Source organism: Anabaena sp. CCY 9910, from assembly GCF_963920875.1.
Classification (GTDB): domain Bacteria; phylum Cyanobacteriota; class Cyanobacteriia; order Cyanobacteriales; family Nostocaceae; genus Trichormus; species Trichormus variabilis.
In genome coordinates this window covers 41,799-59,775 of record NZ_CAWUDJ010000040.1, presented here as the reverse complement: position 1 = coordinate 59,775, position 17,977 = coordinate 41,799, and the positions used below count along the sequence as shown (strand labels likewise).

The 17,977-nt window shown below is 42.0% G+C and carries 13 protein-coding genes; 7 read left to right on the top strand and 6 right to left on the bottom strand.

Annotated elements, in window-relative coordinates; translation table 11 throughout:
• On the bottom strand, positions 1-2,717 hold a 2,717-nt coding region (locus ACM5QX_RS23240; protein WP_414755713.1), incomplete at its 3' end, for a DUF4347 domain-containing protein.
• Between the two features lie 566 nt (positions 2,718-3,283).
• On the opposite strand from ACM5QX_RS23240, the gene polA reads away from it, so the two are divergent.
• A complete protein-coding gene (gene polA / locus ACM5QX_RS23235; RefSeq protein WP_414755712.1) occupies positions 3,284-6,217 on the top strand; it encodes a DNA polymerase I in 2,934 nt (977 codons plus the stop codon).
• Between the two features lie 179 nt (positions 6,218-6,396).
• The gene (locus ACM5QX_RS23230; protein ID WP_414755711.1) at positions 6,397-7,368 is read left to right on the top strand and encodes an alpha/beta hydrolase; all 972 of its coding nucleotides are present in this window, start codon (positions 6,397-6,399) and stop codon (positions 7,366-7,368) included.
• A gap of 21 nt (positions 7,369-7,389) precedes the next feature.
• Here the strand turns inward: ACM5QX_RS23230 and ACM5QX_RS23225 are convergent, their stop codons facing one another.
• Complete coding sequence (locus ACM5QX_RS23225; RefSeq protein ID WP_414755710.1) at positions 7,390-8,886, bottom strand: family 10 glycosylhydrolase; 1,497 nt, start codon at positions 8,884-8,886, stop codon at positions 7,390-7,392.
• A gap of 559 nt (positions 8,887-9,445) precedes the next feature.
• On the bottom strand, positions 9,446-9,847 hold the full coding sequence (gene psb27 / locus ACM5QX_RS23220) for a photosystem II protein Psb27 (RefSeq protein ID WP_185479042.1): 402 nt from the start codon (positions 9,845-9,847) through the stop codon (positions 9,446-9,448).
• A gap of 310 nt (positions 9,848-10,157) precedes the next feature.
• Here psb27 and ACM5QX_RS23215 point away from each other — a divergent pair, with 310 nt between their 5' ends.
• The 3 genes from ACM5QX_RS23215 (at position 10,158) to ftsH3 (ending at position 13,792) form a co-directional block, all read left to right on the top strand.
• Positions 10,158-10,943, top strand: coding sequence for a hypothetical protein (locus ACM5QX_RS23215; protein WP_414755709.1), 786 nt, complete (start codon positions 10,158-10,160; stop codon positions 10,941-10,943).
• Positions 10,944-11,071: 128 nt separating this feature from the next.
• Positions 11,072-11,863, top strand: coding sequence for an aminotransferase class IV (locus ACM5QX_RS23210; protein ID WP_414755708.1), 792 nt, complete (start codon positions 11,072-11,074; stop codon positions 11,861-11,863).
• Between the two features lie 87 nt (positions 11,864-11,950).
• Positions 11,951-13,792, top strand: a complete 1,842-nt coding sequence (gene ftsH3 / locus ACM5QX_RS23205; protein WP_011317448.1) for an ATP-dependent zinc metalloprotease FtsH3 — start codon at positions 11,951-11,953, stop codon at positions 13,790-13,792.
• A gap of 111 nt (positions 13,793-13,903) precedes the next feature.
• On the opposite strand, the gene ACM5QX_RS23200 is transcribed toward ftsH3, so the two are convergent.
• The gene (locus ACM5QX_RS23200; protein ID WP_010995434.1) at positions 13,904-14,122 is read right to left on the bottom strand and encodes a hypothetical protein; all 219 of its coding nucleotides are present in this window, start codon (positions 14,120-14,122) and stop codon (positions 13,904-13,906) included.
• Positions 14,123-14,449: 327 nt separating this feature from the next.
• Here ACM5QX_RS23200 and uvsE point away from each other — a divergent pair, with 327 nt between their 5' ends.
• Positions 14,450-15,397: a UV DNA damage repair endonuclease UvsE gene (gene uvsE, locus ACM5QX_RS23195; RefSeq protein ID WP_414755707.1), complete on the top strand. Its 948-nt coding sequence runs from the start codon at positions 14,450-14,452 to the stop codon at positions 15,395-15,397.
• Between the two features lie 59 nt (positions 15,398-15,456).
• Complete coding sequence (locus tag ACM5QX_RS23190) at positions 15,457-17,055, top strand: Hsp70 family protein (RefSeq protein ID WP_414755706.1); 1,599 nt, start codon at positions 15,457-15,459, stop codon at positions 17,053-17,055.
• A 34-nt stretch (positions 17,056-17,089) separates the two neighbouring features.
• Here ACM5QX_RS23190 and ACM5QX_RS23185 read toward each other — a convergent pair whose 3' ends face one another.
• Together ACM5QX_RS23185 and ACM5QX_RS23180 are read right to left on the bottom strand one after the other, a co-directional pair.
• A complete protein-coding gene (locus ACM5QX_RS23185) occupies positions 17,090-17,266 on the bottom strand; it encodes a type II toxin-antitoxin system HicB family antitoxin (protein ID WP_414755705.1) in 177 nt (58 codons plus the stop codon).
• A 110-nt stretch (positions 17,267-17,376) separates the two neighbouring features.
• Positions 17,377-17,778, bottom strand: a complete 402-nt coding sequence (locus ACM5QX_RS23180; protein WP_414755704.1) for an endonuclease domain-containing protein — start codon at positions 17,776-17,778, stop codon at positions 17,377-17,379.
• Positions 17,779-17,977 lie beyond the last annotated feature (199 nt).

Here is a 17,977-nt window from a genome sequence, read left to right as displayed (position 1 = left end):
TTGGGGTTAGTTAAATTAAAGGTGATGGTGTCGGTGTTTGCACCACCTTGAATGATGATGGCATCCCTGCCATCTCCGCCGTTAAATGAGTCATTTTGTTGGAAGTTGGCAAAGTTGGTAATGATGTTATCGTAGCCAGCGTCACCAGTAAATACGTCTCTGGCATCGGTAGCGATGAATGTGTTGTTGCTGGCGTTACCGTTGATGATGTTCTCTGAGAAAGTAATTGAGAGATCGAAGGTGGTGTTAACGTTTAGATTTGTGCTATCTATAGCTGTGACTCTGATGGTGAGATTACCCGCGTTACCGCTCCTGGGAATGCCAGTGAATGTTCCTGTGGCTGCATTAAAGGATAACCAACTGGGTAGGGGATCGCCATTATTGAGGGTCGCTGTGTAGGTGAGGGTGTCGCCTGGGTCGCCATCAGCAAAGGTATTGGCAGGGATTTGGAAATTAAAGGCTGTGCCTGTGGTTGTTGTTTGGTTGGTGATGGTGTTGGCTACTGTCGGCGTATCGTTTACAGAATTAACAGTAATTGTAGCTGTTATGAAGGCTGTACTGTAGGCAGTTGAGCCACCTGTGCCAGGGGTAAGATCTGCTGTGTTGCCTTGTGTACCAGTTGTTTGATCCCAAGCGTAAAAGTTTATTTCGGAATTACCATTGAAGTTGGCGTTGGGAAGCAAACGAATTCTTGTATCGGCGTTTGAAGGTAATAACCTTGCTGCTGTTAAACTAGGCGAGCCAAAGTTATTCCAAGTAGTACCACTATTAATAGTGTATTGCCAAATACCATTACTGTTATTGATAGAGGTAACAGCAATGCCTCTTAAAGCATTGGGATTTGGGTCACTGATGGCGTTACCAATGATATCAGAAACCAGCGTGCCAGGGTTATTAGCAGCAAGCACATCTTCGTTAATTTCTGTTAGTGCTACATTAGCTGTGTTGTTGAAAAATGGAGCATCGTTAACAGAGAAGCCAGTATTAAAAGCTCTGATGGATAAGAGGTAGTCACCAGCAGCATTACCCGTCACCCTAGCGTAGTAAGTGCCTGTTGTTCTGACTCGATAGACTAGCCCTTCCGATGGTGAAGCGGGAGTGGTAGAGGTTAGATTGCCTGTTCCTGGTAAAGTATTAGAACCGCTATTACCATCATTCACTGTAATCAGGCTAGTACCACTACTATCTAATAGCGCCAGTGCGCCATTGATGGGGGTGTTGTTTCGCAGAGGGTCGAAGTCAGCACTGAGAAAAATTAAATCTCCCGCATTGGCCGTAAAGCTATAAAGATCAACATCACTACTAGATGAGAGTGCGCCAGAAAAATAGTTATTAGCGGCGGAGTTCGCCCCAGGAAGAGAATCGTTACCTTCTATTTCCACCGTGGCTGAAGCGAGTTCCGGTTGCACCACTGCATACAGGCGATAGGGTTCGGAGGAAGTTGAAGGATTAAAATGGTTTACACGGATGTAGCTGGGAACACCTGTTAGGGGAGTTCCTGCGATACTTGCTGAGAAACTAGCAAAAGGACTATCAGCATCGGAATCATCATATTCTAAAGTATCTGCGGCTGTTGTAATTCGTAAGTCAAAGTCACTGCTATTGGCACTAACTCCGTCTATAAAAGCAAAGACACGAGAACCCGCAGATGGCGTTCCCAAGGAGAAGAAATCCGCGTCTCCAACAGTACCAATAGAACCTTGTATCCCAAAAACATAGGTATTAGCGGTGCCTGGGGTATTATTTGGCTCAGTTTCCAACGTGGCACGATTGACCTCAATCTCAAAGTTCCTTCCCGCAGTAGTAGCTGTCTGATCTACTACTAAATAAATATTCTCTCCGGCAGCCAAATTTAATCCATAAATTTCCTCAGCAGTACTATTACGATTAGCACCGGCAAATGCAGTGGTTCGGCCTAGATTAACTGCATATAAAACAGGATCACCGCTACCAGTAAGTCCCCTCACCCGGAATGAATAAGTGCCAGTAGTTGGAGCAATGAAGGAGTAAACAACATCATTCCCACCAGCATTAGTGCTACTCTGACCAATGCCCGCAAAGGTAAAGGCTGGTGTAAACCCATAGTCAGCAATCGCCCCAACAGTAGCGCCACTAACAGGAACATCTAAACGCAGAGAAATTGCACCATCAAAGGTGTCGTTAGGCAGATTTAAAACACCAGCGTAGCTTGTCATTGCTGCTGTGGAGAATGCAGGTTGGGGTTGGCTTACACCAATTGAGGCTTGTAACTGCCAGTCTCCACCCAAAGCTGCACTACCCGTGAGGTTTTGAGAAGCCGCAATATTTGCACCTGTCAGTAGATGCAGTTGTCTGACAAACTCCATCCCCTGTTCGCCAGATGCCACTTGGCAACCGTAAAGCAAAATTTCGGCATTTGTGGATAAACTTTCTCGCCACTGTTGTAATTGGGTGGTGTAAGTATCCAAGTTAGCTGCATTCAGCCAAGTTGACCCTAGTTGTAAGCTGGCTTGGCTACCGTGGGAGACAATGTGAACTGAGTTATATTCCCAACCTTGCAAAGCTCTGGTGATTTGTTCTACCCCATCAATGTTGGGGTCAAGAATAAAGACTTGATTACCTGGTTTAACACCAGCAATTAAACTTTCGTAGTCTGTAACTGCTGTATCAATAAAGACAATGCTTGAGGTGATTGATGCTGGAGTTGACCTAGTTTGAGTATCTAATTTTAGGTTCATAACTTTTGGTGTTAGATGCCTGGTAATGAGAAAAATTAAGCTAATACAGTGATCAATCTCGATATGCTTGTAACTTTAATATTGTTTACCCAACCTTAATTATGTATAAATACGCAAGTAATCCACCCTGATCTAACCTTGTTAAAGATAACTTTGTTAGTCAGGGGAGACTCTGTTATGTATTTAAAAAATGTATAAATTACGGTAGTTAAAGAAACACTAAAATGCACATATATGAGATTTGACTCAGTATGTTTAAATAACTCAGTTACATTCTTGTATTAGCTTGCAAGTGTTATTACTCTTAATAATTTATGCTTTATAATTATGCTCAACCTCTGTATTTTTACTTAAATTAGTCGGATTTACTGAAGGTTAAGGGGTATATAACCCTTGAAACCATTAAAGATAGTGTTTGTGTGTACACCTTAGCAACGCGAGGAGAGAGGTTAGAGTGCATCCCATACAAACGAGAAGCGCTATATCTTGCGTTGAGAAGCTTTGATAAATATTAATCCAAGTTTTTGTACTGCTTTTTGCGTAAAGCTTTTGGCTAAAATAAGGCTATGTCTGAAAACTCTGCTTCTCTAACTACAACTACTACACGCCCCACGTTCATCCTTGTAGATGGACACTCCCTGGCTTTCCGTTCATATTTTGCCTTTGCTAAAGGACGGGATGGTGGGCTGCGTACTAAGACAGGTATTCCTACTAGTGTTTGCTTTGGCTTTTTGAAGTCTTTACTGGAAGTCATGGCTACACAACAGCCACAAGCAATGGCGATCGCTTTTGATTTGGGTTTACCAACTTTCCGCCACGAAGCCGACGATACCTATAAAGCCGATCGCCCCGGAACACCAGAGGATTTTGTCCCCGATTTAAAAAATCTCCACGAATTACTGGAAGGCTTCAACTTACCAATTTATACAGCCCCTGGTTATGAGGCTGATGATGTCTTAGGAACCTTGGCGCAAAAAGCCACCGCCGAGGGGTATAAGGTGAAGATTTTGACAGGCGATCGTGATTTATTTCAATTAGTAGATCCCCAAAAAGAAATCACTGTCTTAAACTTCAGTCCCGATGCACTCAAACGTTCTACCAACAGCATTACGGAAGTTAGCACCGAACAAGTGAAAGAAAGATTAGGTGTCTTACCTAATCAGGTTGTTGATTTTAAAGCCCTCTGTGGCGATAAATCAGATAATATTCCCGGTGTGAGAGGTATCGGGGAAAAAACCGCAGTCCAGCTACTAAGTACCTATGGTTCTCTTGATGGGGTTTACAAAGCATTAAATGAAATTAAAGGCGCGACTCAGAAAAAACTAGCAGAAGGAAAAGAAGATGCGGCTAAGTCGCAATTCTTGGCAAAGATAGTTGTAGATGTACCTTTAGAAGTTAATTTAGAAGATTGTAAGTTAGTAGGCTTTGATGAAAGCCTTCTTATTCCCATATTAGAAAAACTAGAATTTACTCGTTTCTTATCCCAAATCAACGACCTACAACGACGTTTTGGTGGCACAGTTGTAGAAACACCAAAAACTGAAATAGCGGCGATAGAAACCACCAAATTTGAAGATGATGATATAGCTTTTTACACTGCTGAAGAAACACAAGCAATTCAACAAAATCAACCAGTTTCACTAATTCAACCACGGATTATTAATACTGAAGCCAAACTCATAGAGTTGGTGCAGATATTACAACAATTCACCAACCCAGAAACTCCCGTTGCTTGGGACACGGAAACTAGCGGCTTGGAACCACGGGACGCGGCTTTGGTAGGGATTGGCTGCTGCTGGGGAACTGAAGCCGATGCTAGTGCTTATATTCCCCTGGCTCACACAAAAGGGGAAAATTTAAGTCAGGATATTGTCCTTACGGCGCTGCGTCCGATTTTAGAAAGTGCTGATTATCCGAAGACTTTTCAAAATGCCAAATTTGACCGTTTAGTTTTTCTAGTTCAAGGAATTAATTTAACTGGTATTGTATTTGATCCGATGTTGGCTAGTTATGTTTTAAATCCAGATACTAGCCATAATTTAACCGACCTAACTCAGCGTTATTTGGGGTTAACAACTCAAAATTATGTAGATTTAGTTCCTAAAGGTAAAACTATCGCGGATATAAATATCTCTGCTGTAGCAAATTATTGTTGTTTGCAAGTTTATGCTACATTCCAACTTGTAGCTAAATTGCGGGAAGAACTAGCCAAAACTCCCAATTTGGATAAATTGCTCAGGGAAGTAGAACAGCCGTTAGAATCCGTTTTAGCAACAGTAGAATATACTGGTGTCCGGATTGATTCAGCTTATCTACATGAATTATCCCAACAATTAGAAATAGATTTAGCTAAATTACAGGAACAAGCAACTGAACTAGCTGGGGAAAAATTTAATTTAGGTTCTCCCAAACAATTGAGTTATATATTGTTTGAAAAATTGGGATTAAGTACTAAATATTCACGGAAGATTCAGACTGGTTACTCTACAGATGCAGCAACTTTAGAGAAACTCCAAGAAGTTGATGAAACAGGCTTTGTTAATGCCATTACTGAGTATCGTACTTTATCTAAATTAAAATCTACTTATGTAGATGCTTTGCCAGCATTGGTACGTCCAGACACTCAACGAGTACATACAGATTTTAATCAAACAGCAACATCAACTGGTAGGCTATCCTCATCTAATCCTAATTTACAAAACATCCCCATTCGGACGGCTTTTAGTCGGCAGATTCGCAAGGCATTTTTACCAGAATCAGGTTGGTTGATGGCAGCTGCTGATTACTCACAAATTGAGTTAAGAATTTTGGCTCATTTGAGTCAAGAACCATTATTAGTGCAGGCGTATCAGCAGAATGAAGATATTCATACAGTCACCGCCAAATTAGTTTTTGAAAAAGAAGATATCAACTCAGATGAACGTAGAATCGCCAAAACTATTAACTTTGGTGTGATTTATGGTATGGGTTCTTTAAAATTTTCTCGTTCAACAGGAATAGATAAAAATGTAGCGAACGAATTTATTAAAAGATTTAACGAACGCTACGCCAAAATATTTGCTTATTTGGAAGGGGTGAAAAAACAAGCCATATCTCTTGGTTATGTTGAGACGATACTTGGTCGGCGGCGATATTTTGACTTTACTAACAACAGTTTGCGTAACTTAAAAGGTAGTAACCCCGAAGATATTGATTTAAGCAAATTGAAAAATCTCGGTGCTTACGATGCTGGGTTATTGCGGTCTGCTGCTAATGCCCCTATTCAAGGTTCTAGTGCTGATATTATCAAAATTGCAATGGTGCAGATTCATGAAGTTCTCAAGAAATATCAAGCACGGTTACTGTTACAAGTCCACGATGAATTAGTCTTTGAAGTTCCTCCCCAAGAATGGGCAGAATTACAACCACAAATTAAATCAGTGATGGAAAATGCAGTTAAGTTAAGTGTGCCGTTGGTGGTTGATGTACGCGCAGGGGAAAACTGGATGGAAACGAAGTGATGGGTAATTGGTAATTGGTAATTGGTTTTAGAGTGTAGGGTGCGTCAGTGCGATAGAACCTAACTATACTTAGAAATTATTCATACTGACGCACCCTACCAAACCATCAATTTTGGATAATTTATTTTTTGGTATTTCCTTAGTTAAGTAGTTTTAGTTATTACTACTGTTATTTACTTATGACCATTTATAGCCCGGATACAATTAATTTTAATGGTGTGAATGGCGATCGCTATTGGTTCGATGAACATTTTCCTTATACTGGAGTAGCCGATATTGATGAGCGCTTGAGTGGCTTCCCTGTGGCGGTGTTTCTTCCCCATCACCGACCGCGACAAGAAACACCCCTAGTTATCGGCTTGCAAGGGATGTGTGCGCCCTATGGTTGGAATGCTTTTATTGTCCCTACCCTCACAGAAATGGGGATTGCTGTAGCTTTATTTGATCCACCATTATCGGGGGAACGTAGCTTAGTACGCACCTCGACAACCTTAGTACAGAACGAAATTAAGCCATTGATAGACAGGGGTATTCCCTTTGATACGGCGCTATTTTTGTCTATTTTTCGCACAACCGCCCGTGATATTGGCAAAATCAGAGACTTTTGTGGCGATCGCTACGGACTCACTGACTCACGACTGGCATTATTTGGGGTGAGCATGGGTGTACTGCTGTCTGCATACGCTTTCACCGCTAATAGTTTAGGGGATAGATTACTCGGAACCATTGGTCATGCAGACCTCCCATCCTTTGCTAAAAGTTGGGGTCGTCCATTTTTACCAGACTTAGCAGCCTCTCCCTTGGGTGGATTAGCAGAATCACTATTGCAACGATTACAGCCAGATTTAACACCTTTATTCCAGCTTTTACGATTAACCAAAAATCTCAAACATCAAGATGAATATGCTTGGGATTGCAACCCCATGAACTATATTCAACAAGTCGAGTCACACCGTCGAGTCCGCTTTTTAGTTGGTGCTAACGATTCCATCGTCAATATAAAAGATGCTCGTGCTTGCGCGCAAAAATTCCCCGATGGTGATTGTTATGTTGTCCCTGGTATGGGACATGGAACCAGACAATCAGGAGTTTCCTTTGTCGATCATGTACGCTATTTCTTAGCTACCCAATTAGGTGATTGGCGTGGTTAAATCTATCGCAATTACGAATAATTAATTACGGCAAGATTTGCGATCGCTATCATGTTCTGGATACTGCCAAGAATAAGCAAAATGGCTTACACCCTTGAGTTTAGATGCAAATGGTCGTAGCGCCTGCATTTGTACTTCTAGGGGAGGACGATTACTGACTGATTCTCCCCAGTTCCCCGCTAACGCTGGAATAATCTTTGTTCCTGGTTGAGCCATGCTTAAGACTCGCTCTACTTGCTCTACAATACAATTGACATTGCCGCAGGTAGCGTAAGACATGGGATGCCATTGTAAGGAATTAGGGAATTTATCCCAAGGTTGCAAGCGAGAATCATAACCTTGTCCTACAGTTTGATTGCCATCAGGAAAGAAGACCACACCAGTAGGAATATTGATTTGTTTGGCTGGGTGGGTAGCTAACGAGACAAAATCTATAATACCCTGCATGGAATGAGCGATCGCCAATAGCCACAAATCCATTTGTAAAATTGGTTGTCTAGCTGTGGGTGTCATTAATGACTTCTGCTGTGGCGGTATAATGCGACCTTGCCACATAGGTTCACCTTCTTGAGGATAAAGTCGATCAACATCGTTGATATCTGCTGGGGTGACATAACCTTGGCTCAAAAAGCGGCGGATTAACTCCAACCCCTTTTGATTCTGCGCGCGGCGAAATAAAGCTGCTTGGGTAGCCTCCGTATACAACCACAAATCTGCAACTTTAGTAGCAATAGAATTACTACCTGCTTGGCGTGGGTAACGCACATAATCAAATAACAAACCATCTGGACGACGGCGGACTATTTCTTGAACCATGCGATAGTAGTCGCGTTTGGCTTGTTCGTTGTATGGGTCAATGAAGACTTGAGACCCATTATCGACAACGTATAGACTAGTTTGACCTTTACCATTGCGAGCGATCGCACCTTCCCTATCTCGCCGCAGTGCATAATTATAACCAAAATTATTCGTATACAACCAACCGTAGACTTTTAAGCCCCGTTGTCGTCCTTTTTGAATTGCTGTAGCTAGTAAATCAACTTTTTCTGCGCCCTTTGTGCGAATCACAGACGGCCAAACTGTCGGGTTAGCAGATGCGGGTAACAACACTCGCCCATCGTAGAATACCTCTAGATAAACTTCGTTATAGCCACGATTAACCATCCGATCCATAATTTGGTCTATAGCCCCTGGTTTCATATCGCAAGGATATAAACGTAACCATACGGCTTGGACGTTCGGCCATGTGCGACTACGACATTTTTGTAATTCCTGAGCCTGTTGTTTGATTAGTCCTTGATAGCGTTTTCGCGCATCTTGATTGCCTTTGAGCGCCGATAAACGTAGCTTTTCTTTTGTTTGTGCTGCTGTTGATGATATCTGGCAAAATTCTGTTACCTGTGCCTGGACTGGTTCTATCCCCAAATAGGGAAGCAAAAGGCTACTACTGAAAATTGCTGTTACTAGCTGTCGGCACAGTAATCTTATTCTTACATGATTCAAGGGACGGTTAGACATATTGGACATCAAAAGGACAAATCAAACTTCATCCCAATTTACGTAACTGGGATGAATATGTATCAAATTTTATGCGCCAAAAAAAACTTTTGCCGCTTGAATACTAAAACCTATGTTTATGTAATCAAATGTTGTATTCTGTAAAACTATTAAAACTATGCAACCAATAACATCCTACTTACGGGATATTTGTTGGCTTAATCAGCAATAAATTAGGGGAATACCAAAAAATAAATTATTCCAAATTGACGGTTAGTAGGGTGCGTCAGTATGAAGAATTTCTTGGTACAGCTAAGTTTTCTCGCACTGACGCACCCTACCCAGTTGGATCTTTTTTTTATAAAACCCTACGGGAAGCTAAAGCTACAAAATTCAAAATCAATCTTTTAAACTCTCACACCCCTAAACCCTTATACCCCTACACCCGGTCTCAACACACAATTTGGGTGCGTAAGTCATATAAATATTGTAAATATTTTTAAAATTTGGAATTTTTAATTACTCTAGTCAAGAGCCGCTAGTTTTGACTCTTGACTGTGCAAACTAAGATAGTAGATAGTTAAGCACCCCGTTTTAGTGCTGATTCTACCTGCTTGAACTCTTGCTCTAAACGACTCTTAAGCTTTTGTGGTACAGGTCGATTCGGATAGGAACTGTAGTGTCCAGCTAGGGAATTGAGAGCTGTTCGCATAGTTGTAAAGGAATTTAGACCAGAAACAGAGTTAACCCTTTGATAGCGAGCAGAAAAATCATTTATTTTTTGCCGAGCCTCTGCTTGGAGTGCAGCTTTGTCTGGTGAATCTTCTGTTATCTCTAGAGCTTGTCTCAACGTATTGACGACAGCCAAAGTATCTTGGCGATAATCACCTGTCAAACTATCTGGACTACCGCAGCCTACTAAACCAATAGCTACAACTAGGACAAGGGCAAGCAGACGTGACCAATAGCGCTTCATAAGCATTATGTAAAAGAATACGTAAATCAACGTCCATCCTATCTTGGATTGGTATCTTGGGATCAAGCTCGTGGTGAGTGCCATTAGCGTAGCCAAGCATTAGCACCTGCTGAACTAAGCGTACAGCAAGCTAAAAATAATACTAATTTTCCCTAATTTTTGTAACATCCAGATGATTGTAGAGGCTTACGACCGTCCCTAATAAATATATTGTAGGACTTACGCACATAGGTTGTCTGTTGAGACTGGGTGTAGGGGTGTAAAGTTAAATATTTTTACGGGCAAACTACTTGTAGGAAAGAAAACTAGAAATATCATGATACTGTCTCGTCAATCTATTCTTGCTCCTTGTGTAGTCTGCTTATGTGCATTGACCATTAGCTGGATACAATCTCCGCGATTACAAAAGTTATTGAAAAATCAACAAGACATTTCTCTAGCAACGCTGGAAAAAGATATGCAAGCAGAGAAACTGAGACTCAATTTACTCAAAAAAACACCCAGTTTTGGCTACGATAACTTAATGGCTAATTGGGTATATTTAAATTTTTTACAATATTTTGGCGATGAAGAAATCAGAGCTAAAACAGGTTACAGCCTCAGTCCAGAATATTTTGAAGTGATTATAGAACGTGACCCAAGATTTTTAGACGTTTATATTAGCCTTTCCACTAGTATTTCTCTTTATGCTGCTATGCCAGAACGCTCCATTGCACTCATGGAAAAAGGCTTAAAATCTCTAAAACCTCTGCTTCCTGAAAAGTCATATCACGTATGGCGCTTTAAAGGAATTGATGAGTTACTTTTTCTAGGAAACGCTCAAGCTGCTCAACATTCTTTTGCCACCGCCGCAAGCTGGGCTAGTAACTATACAGATGAAGACAGCAAACATATAGCCCTCACATCTTTGAGGACAGCTAATTTTCTTAAACAAAATCCTAACAGTAAGTATGCACAAATTTCTACTTGGGCAATGATATTAAATAATCAAGTAGATGACACAACACGCAAAAGAGCGATTAGTGAAATTGAAAAGTTAGGAGGAAAATTCATCACTACCCCTGAAGGGGTTGCTAGGATTATGTTTCCACCAAAAGATTAGTCAGAGACGCGATTAATCGCGTCTGTACAGTTGTCAGTTGTCAGTTGTCATTAGTCATTAGTCTATAGTTATTCTTCTTTGCTCCCCCTGCTCACCCAGTCCCCAATTCCTAATCCCCAATCCCCAAGATGTTCTGGTACAACGGTAAGCTAATTAATTCCCAAACCTTGGAGTTAGATATTTATGATCCTGGGTTACTTTATGGGGCAACTATTTTTACCACGCTGAGAGTTTATGGGCATTCTCTCGATCATACTTTAACTAATTGGCAGGCACACTGCGATCGCCTGCACACTTCCATTCAATCTTTTGCTTGGGAACAACCAGACTGGAACCGTATCCGCCAAGGTGCAGAAATACTTTTAACTCATTTCCCCGTTCTCAGAATCACCATCTTTCCTGATGGTAGGGAATGGATAATTGGCAGGTATTTACCCCAAAATTTATTAGAAATCCAAAAATATGGCGTATCTTGCACTATTGCCGAAACAGAAATATATCGTAGTTTGCCTTCTCATAAAACTGGTAACTATCTGAGTGCGTGGATGGCTAAAACTTATGCGGCAAAGTTAAACTCCCAAGAAGCAATTTTAGTGAATACCGCCGGAAATTGGCTAGAAACTACCACAGGCAACCTTTGGGGATGGCAAAATGGGAGTTGGTGGACACCACCTTTAACAGAGGGAATTTTGCCAGGAATTGGACGACAGCAGCTAATCCACTGGCTACAAACTCATCAACAAACGGTGCAGGAGGAACCTTGGACATCTGAGCTAGTCAACGGTTTTGAAGCGATCGCCTACACTAATAGTGTGGTGGAAGTTATTCCCATACATACCGTTTACCAACCCACAGAATCGTTACAATATGATCCCTACCATCCACGCCTGCAAAAACTTAGGGAACTATTCTTAGCATGACAGATGTATCATTTTGGTATACGTTAAGATAAGTTAACATAATTCTAATAATGCCCTACGCACAAAAATACGGGAGGATAAACCTCGGTGAATAAAAGATGGAGAAATGCGGGGCTGTACGCGCTGCTATTTATTGTTGTAATTGCGCTTGGCACAGCTTTTTTTGAAAAACAACCCCAAAGTCGGGAATCATGGCGCTATAGCCAGTTTATTCAAGAAGTTGAAAAAGGCAGAGTAGAAAGAGTTAGTTTGAGTGCAGACCGTTCCACGGCACTAGTCACACCCAAATATGACCCTAGTAAAAAACTTGTTACTTTAGTCAACGATCCAGAATTAATTAATACTCTGACTGCAAGAGGCGTTGATATTACTGTTTTGCCACAAACCGATGAAGGATTTTGGTTTAAAGCATTAAGCAGCTTATTTTTCCCTGTATTACTTCTGGTGGGCTTATTCTTCTTACTCCGTCGCGCACAAAGTGGCCCTGGTAGCCAAGCCATGAACTTTGGTAAATCCAAAGCCAGAGTGCAGATGGAACCACAAACCCAAGTTACCTTTGGTGATGTTGCGGGGATTGACCAAGCAAAATTAGAACTAAACGAAGTCGTAGACTTTCTTAAAAACGCCGATCGCTTTACTGCTGTCGGTGCGAAAATTCCTAAAGGTGTTTTGTTAGTAGGGCCTCCAGGTACAGGTAAAACCCTCCTAGCTCGTGCAGTCGCCGGGGAAGCTGGCGTACCTTTCTTCTCTATCTCTGGTTCTGAGTTTGTGGAAATGTTCGTTGGTGTGGGTGCATCCCGCGTCCGCGATTTATTTGAACAAGCTAAGTCTAACGCTCCCTGTATCGTCTTCATCGATGAAATTGACGCTGTCGGTCGTCAACGGGGTGCTGGTTTAGGCGGTGGTAACGATGAACGGGAACAAACCCTCAACCAGTTACTCACCGAAATGGATGGTTTTGAAGGTAACACTGGCATCATTATTATCGCTGCTACCAACCGTCCCGATGTTCTTGATGCCGCCTTGTTGCGTCCTGGTCGCTTTGACCGTCAAGTCGTTGTTGACCGTCCCGACTACGGCGGACGTAGTGAAATTCTCAAAGTCCACGCCCGTGGTAAAACCTTGGCTAAGGATGTGGACTTGGATAAAATCGCTCGTCGTACCCCCGGATTTACCGGTGCAGATTTATCCAACCTGCTAAACGAAGCCGCAATCTTAGCAGCACGGCGCAACCTGACCGAAATTTCGATGGACGAAATCAACGACGCAATTGACCGCGTGTTGGCTGGGCCAGAGAAGAAAGACCGGGTAATGAGCGAAAAACGCAAAGTTTTGGTAGCTTATCACGAAGCTGGTCACGCTTTAGTTGGTGCATTGATGCCCGACTATGACCCAGTACAAAAAATCAGCATCATTCCTCGTGGACGTGCCGGTGGTTTGACTTGGTTCACCCCCAGCGAAGACCGCATGGATACAGGTTTATACAGCCGCGCTTATCTGGAAAATCAGATGGCTGTAGCTTTGGGTGGTCGTATTGCTGAAGAAATCATCTTTGGTGATGAAGAAGTTACCACAGGTGCTTCCAACGACTTACAACAAGTAGCCCGTGTTGCCCGTCAGATGATTACCCGATTTGGCATGAGCGATAAACTCGGCCCTGTCGCCCTCGGTCGTCAGCAAGGCAATATGTTCCTCGGTCGTGACATCATGTCTGAGCGCGACTTCTCGGAAGAGACGGCTGCTGCTATTGATGAAGAAGTTCACAAACTAGTAGAAACAGCCTACACCCGTGCTAAAGATGTGTTGGTAAATAACCGCCACATCCTCGACCAAATCGCGCAAATGCTAGTTGATAAAGAAACAGTAGATGCCGATGAGTTACAAGAAATTTTGGCAAATAATGACGTAAAAACCGCCGCGTTTGCCTAATTTTTGTTGTTGATTCAAAGCCAAAAAAAGGTAACTCTGAGTTTTCAGAGTTACCTTTTTTATAAGCAAATTTTTTCATACAAGTTCTACCCGTGAAGCACTCCCAGATGATTAAACCTTAGAAGTTGGCTTCAAAAATAGCCAGGCGACGAAGAATGTAGCAGCAGTAAACAGTTGCGTTAAATCCAATGCAGATAGATAACCATCGGCAAAGGAAGCAATACTGCGGTCAGTAATGCCAAATACCCAAGAGGAAAGGCCAAACAGCCAGATTCCATTCTTGAGGTTACCTACAAATTCTTTAGAGTCGGACTGTTGTTGGTCTTTCATATTCCCCTATTATTTTGCTGGTACAGTTTGTGACTGTTGACAAAAATGCTGCTGTGTAGAGGTTCTTTTAGGTGATACACTTATATTAATAAATATTTCACGAGCTTGACAGCATTACTAAAAAATACACCTAAATTTTATTAACGGTTTACTCAGTACCTCAGTAGATTAGGAAATGCTGTAAACGCTTTCTACCAACAGCTAGATGTTTTTACTGTGGGAATACAAAATTTATATCTCATAGCTTCTCCAAGCTGAGGCTTTAGATACTATCCACGCATTGAAAAAAATAAGTTTAATAAAACAGTGGTAACCATAGATAATTTAATGACTGCAACCCAGTTAAACAACCTGCCTCAAACGGCAAAGTTAAGAAAAAACACTCAACCAGAGTTAGGACTGGTTTGCATTACATTTGATAAAAAAGTGCGCTTTCGGACAATGACGCGTACTCGTTATTTACAACTTTCTCTCGCTCAACGTGAAAGCAGCTTAAGAGAAATATATCTGCATAACTTACAGTGCTTACATGATGCCCTCACATTTTGTCAGGAAAACAATCTTCGCCTGTATCGCATTTCCTCGGCTTTATTTCCCCTCAGCGATATGGAAGACCAAATTGGGGCAAATATATTAGAAGCAATCAGCACTGACTTGGGTAAAATTGGTGAGCGATCGCAAGCTCTCAATATCAGAATGGTACTACACCCAGATCAGTATGTAGTCCTCAGTTCCGACTCTCCCGAAATCGTCCAAACTAGTATCAAAATTTTAGAACGACACGCCCGGACTTTCGACTTACTAGGCTTACCTCGTTCTCCTTGGTCATTGATGAACATTCACGGCGGTAAATCTCAACGTAGTGAACAACTAGTCAAAGTCATCGCCAACCTGCCAGAAAACATCAAAAACCGATTGACATTAGAAAACGACGAATACGCTTACAGCGCCGAAGAAATCTTCAACGTGTGCCAACAAGCTCAAATACCAATGGTCTTCGATGCCCATCATCATATTTGCCACGAAAACCTAGATAGCTACGACCACCCCAGCGTCGCCGCCATGTTGTCCGCCGCCAGAGAAACCTGGACAAACCCAGAATGGCAACTAGTCCATATTTCTAACGGCGAACAAGCTTTCAACGATCGCAAACACAGCAATCTCATCACCAATATGCCCAAAATCTATAAACAAGCCCCGTGGATAGAAGTCGAAGCCAAACACAAAGAAGTAGCGATCAACCATTTGCGGTCATGGTGGCTTGTGGGACAATAGTTCTTTGATATAAAAGCACTTTGTGACTTTGCGCTTTTGCGCGAACATAATAAAAGAATATGGCGATCGCGATTGACTTTGGTACAAGTAACACCGTAATTGCTCGTTGGAACCCCGTCACCCAACAACCCCAAACCATTACCTTACCCGGCTTATCCATCCAACAAAGCCTTAATCCCCCATTAATTCCCAGCTTGGTTTACGTAGAAGATGCCAACCAAGCTAAAATCTTAATAGGGCAACAAGTACGCGATCGCGGTCTTGACCTCAAAGGTGATACCCGATTCTTTCGCAGCTTCAAACGAGGAATTGGGGCAGATATCCAAGGCTTCTTACCAGAACTAGACGGACAAATTGTCACCTTTGAACAAGTCGGACAATGGTTCCTTACCGAAGTTATTCAACAACTTGCACCCCTAGAAGGCGGCTTAGATTCCCTAGTATTAACTGTCCCCGTTGATAGCTTTGAAGCTTATCGTTATTGGTTAGGTCAAGTCTGCCAAGCCCTACCTGTAGAACAAGTGCGGATGTTAGATGAACCCACAGCCGCCGCTTTGGGTTATGGTTTAGCAGACCAAGAAATTCTCTTAGTAGTTGACTTTGGTGGCGGGACATTAGATTTATCCCTCGTCCAGTTAAATAAAAGCGCCCAAACAAATACAAAACCTGTAGGATTCTTACTTAAATGGGGTAATAAATCCCTAGCAGAAGAATCTAAACAAAAAACTAAAACTGCCCGTGTATTGGCGAAAGCAGGGCAAAATTTAGGCGGTACAGATATTGATAATTGGTTAGTAGATTACTTTGCCAAAACTCAAGGATTGGCGGTAAGCCCTTTAACAACGCGACTAGCAGAAAGGGTGAAGATTCAACTATCAACCCAAAACCAAGCCAGCGAAGTTTATTTTGATGATGAAAACTTTGAAAGTTACGAATTAGAATTAAATCGGGATACTCTAGAAAGCATCCTCAAAGAACATGGGTTTTTTGAGCAGTTAGATGATGCGATGACTAATTTATTACAGCAAGCACGCCGCCAAGGAATAGAATTAGCAGATATTAACGCAGTGTTATTAGTTGGTGGTACAGTACAACTCCCCGCAGTGCAGACATGGGTAAAGCAATATTTTCAGCCAGAAAAAATCCGTTGTGAAAAACCATTTGAGGCGATCGCTCAAGGTGCATTGCAACTATCCCAAGGAGTAGAAATCAAAGACTTTCTCTACCACAGTTATGGTGTGCGCTATTGGGATCGTCGCAATCAGCGCCACAGTTGGCATTCCATCATTAAGGCTGGACAAGGCTACCCCATGACTCAGCCAGTAGAATTAGTCTTAGGCGCTTCTTTGGAAAATCAACCAAGTATTGAATTAATCTTGGGTGAGTTAGGTACAGAGACCGGTGGAACAGAAGTATATTTTGATGGCGATCGCTTAATTACCCGCCGCCTAGATAATGGTGTCACCAGTGTTAAACCCCTCAACGATAAAGAAGGTGCAAGAACCATAGCCCAACTCACACCACCAGGATTTCCGGGGAGCGATCGGATTAAAATACTATTTCAAGTTGATGAACAGCGCTTTTTACGTATCACCGTTGAAGATTTATTGACTAATGATACTTTGCTAGAAAATCAACTGGTAGCACAGTTAAGTTAAATTAGTTTGGGGTGAGGGGGTGCGATCGCATTAATTATCGTAGCTGATTAAACTCTTCTTGAATCATTTCAAAAACATAGACAAGTTCACTACGGGCTTCATCCGGTGTTTGTCCCCAAGCATGACAACCAGGAATTGCGGGTACATAAGCAACGAATGTACCGTTATTATCGGGGCGGATCACTGTAGTGTACTCTTGTAGGGACTTCATCGATTTAAGTTTACAGGTTGTATCTATAATTTAGCGCGATCGCCTAAATCTTCAACATGAAAAAGACAGCATTTTTTCCCCCTTCCCTTCAAGGGAAGGGGGTTAGGGGGTTAGGTCTCTTCACTACAAACCTGAGAAATCAGCGTCAAAACCCGATCAATTTCCTGCACCACTTCCTCATTTTTAATCCTTAACAAACGCAGCCCTCTAGCTAACAAAACCTTGTCACGTTCTGCGTCATATTCAGCTTGTAATTCATGAATTTTTCCATCCACCTCTATCACTAACCTAGCCGCGTGACAGTAAAAATCTGCAATAAAACCATCAATAATTTGCTGACGACGAAAGTGTAAACCATTGAGACGATTACCCCGAAGATGTTGCCAAAGAATTTTTTCTGCTGGTGTCATTTGGCGACGAAATTCTTTAGCAAGCTGCATTTTATTTGGGTTTATTATTTGCCCGATAACTATATTGGTAATTTGGTCTTTTTTTGGTGTTGGATAATTCATGTATGAATTATGGAAGTTGGTGTTGATTCATACATTATGGCTGACCTCTCCCCCAACCCCTCTCCGACGCGGAGAGGGGAGCTAAATTTCTCCCCCTTCCCTTGTAGGGAAGGGGGCTGGGGGGTTAGGTATGTGTGTAATATGGTGCGATTAAGCTTCCTGTAGTATAACCAACCTTTGTTTTTCTATATAACAAATC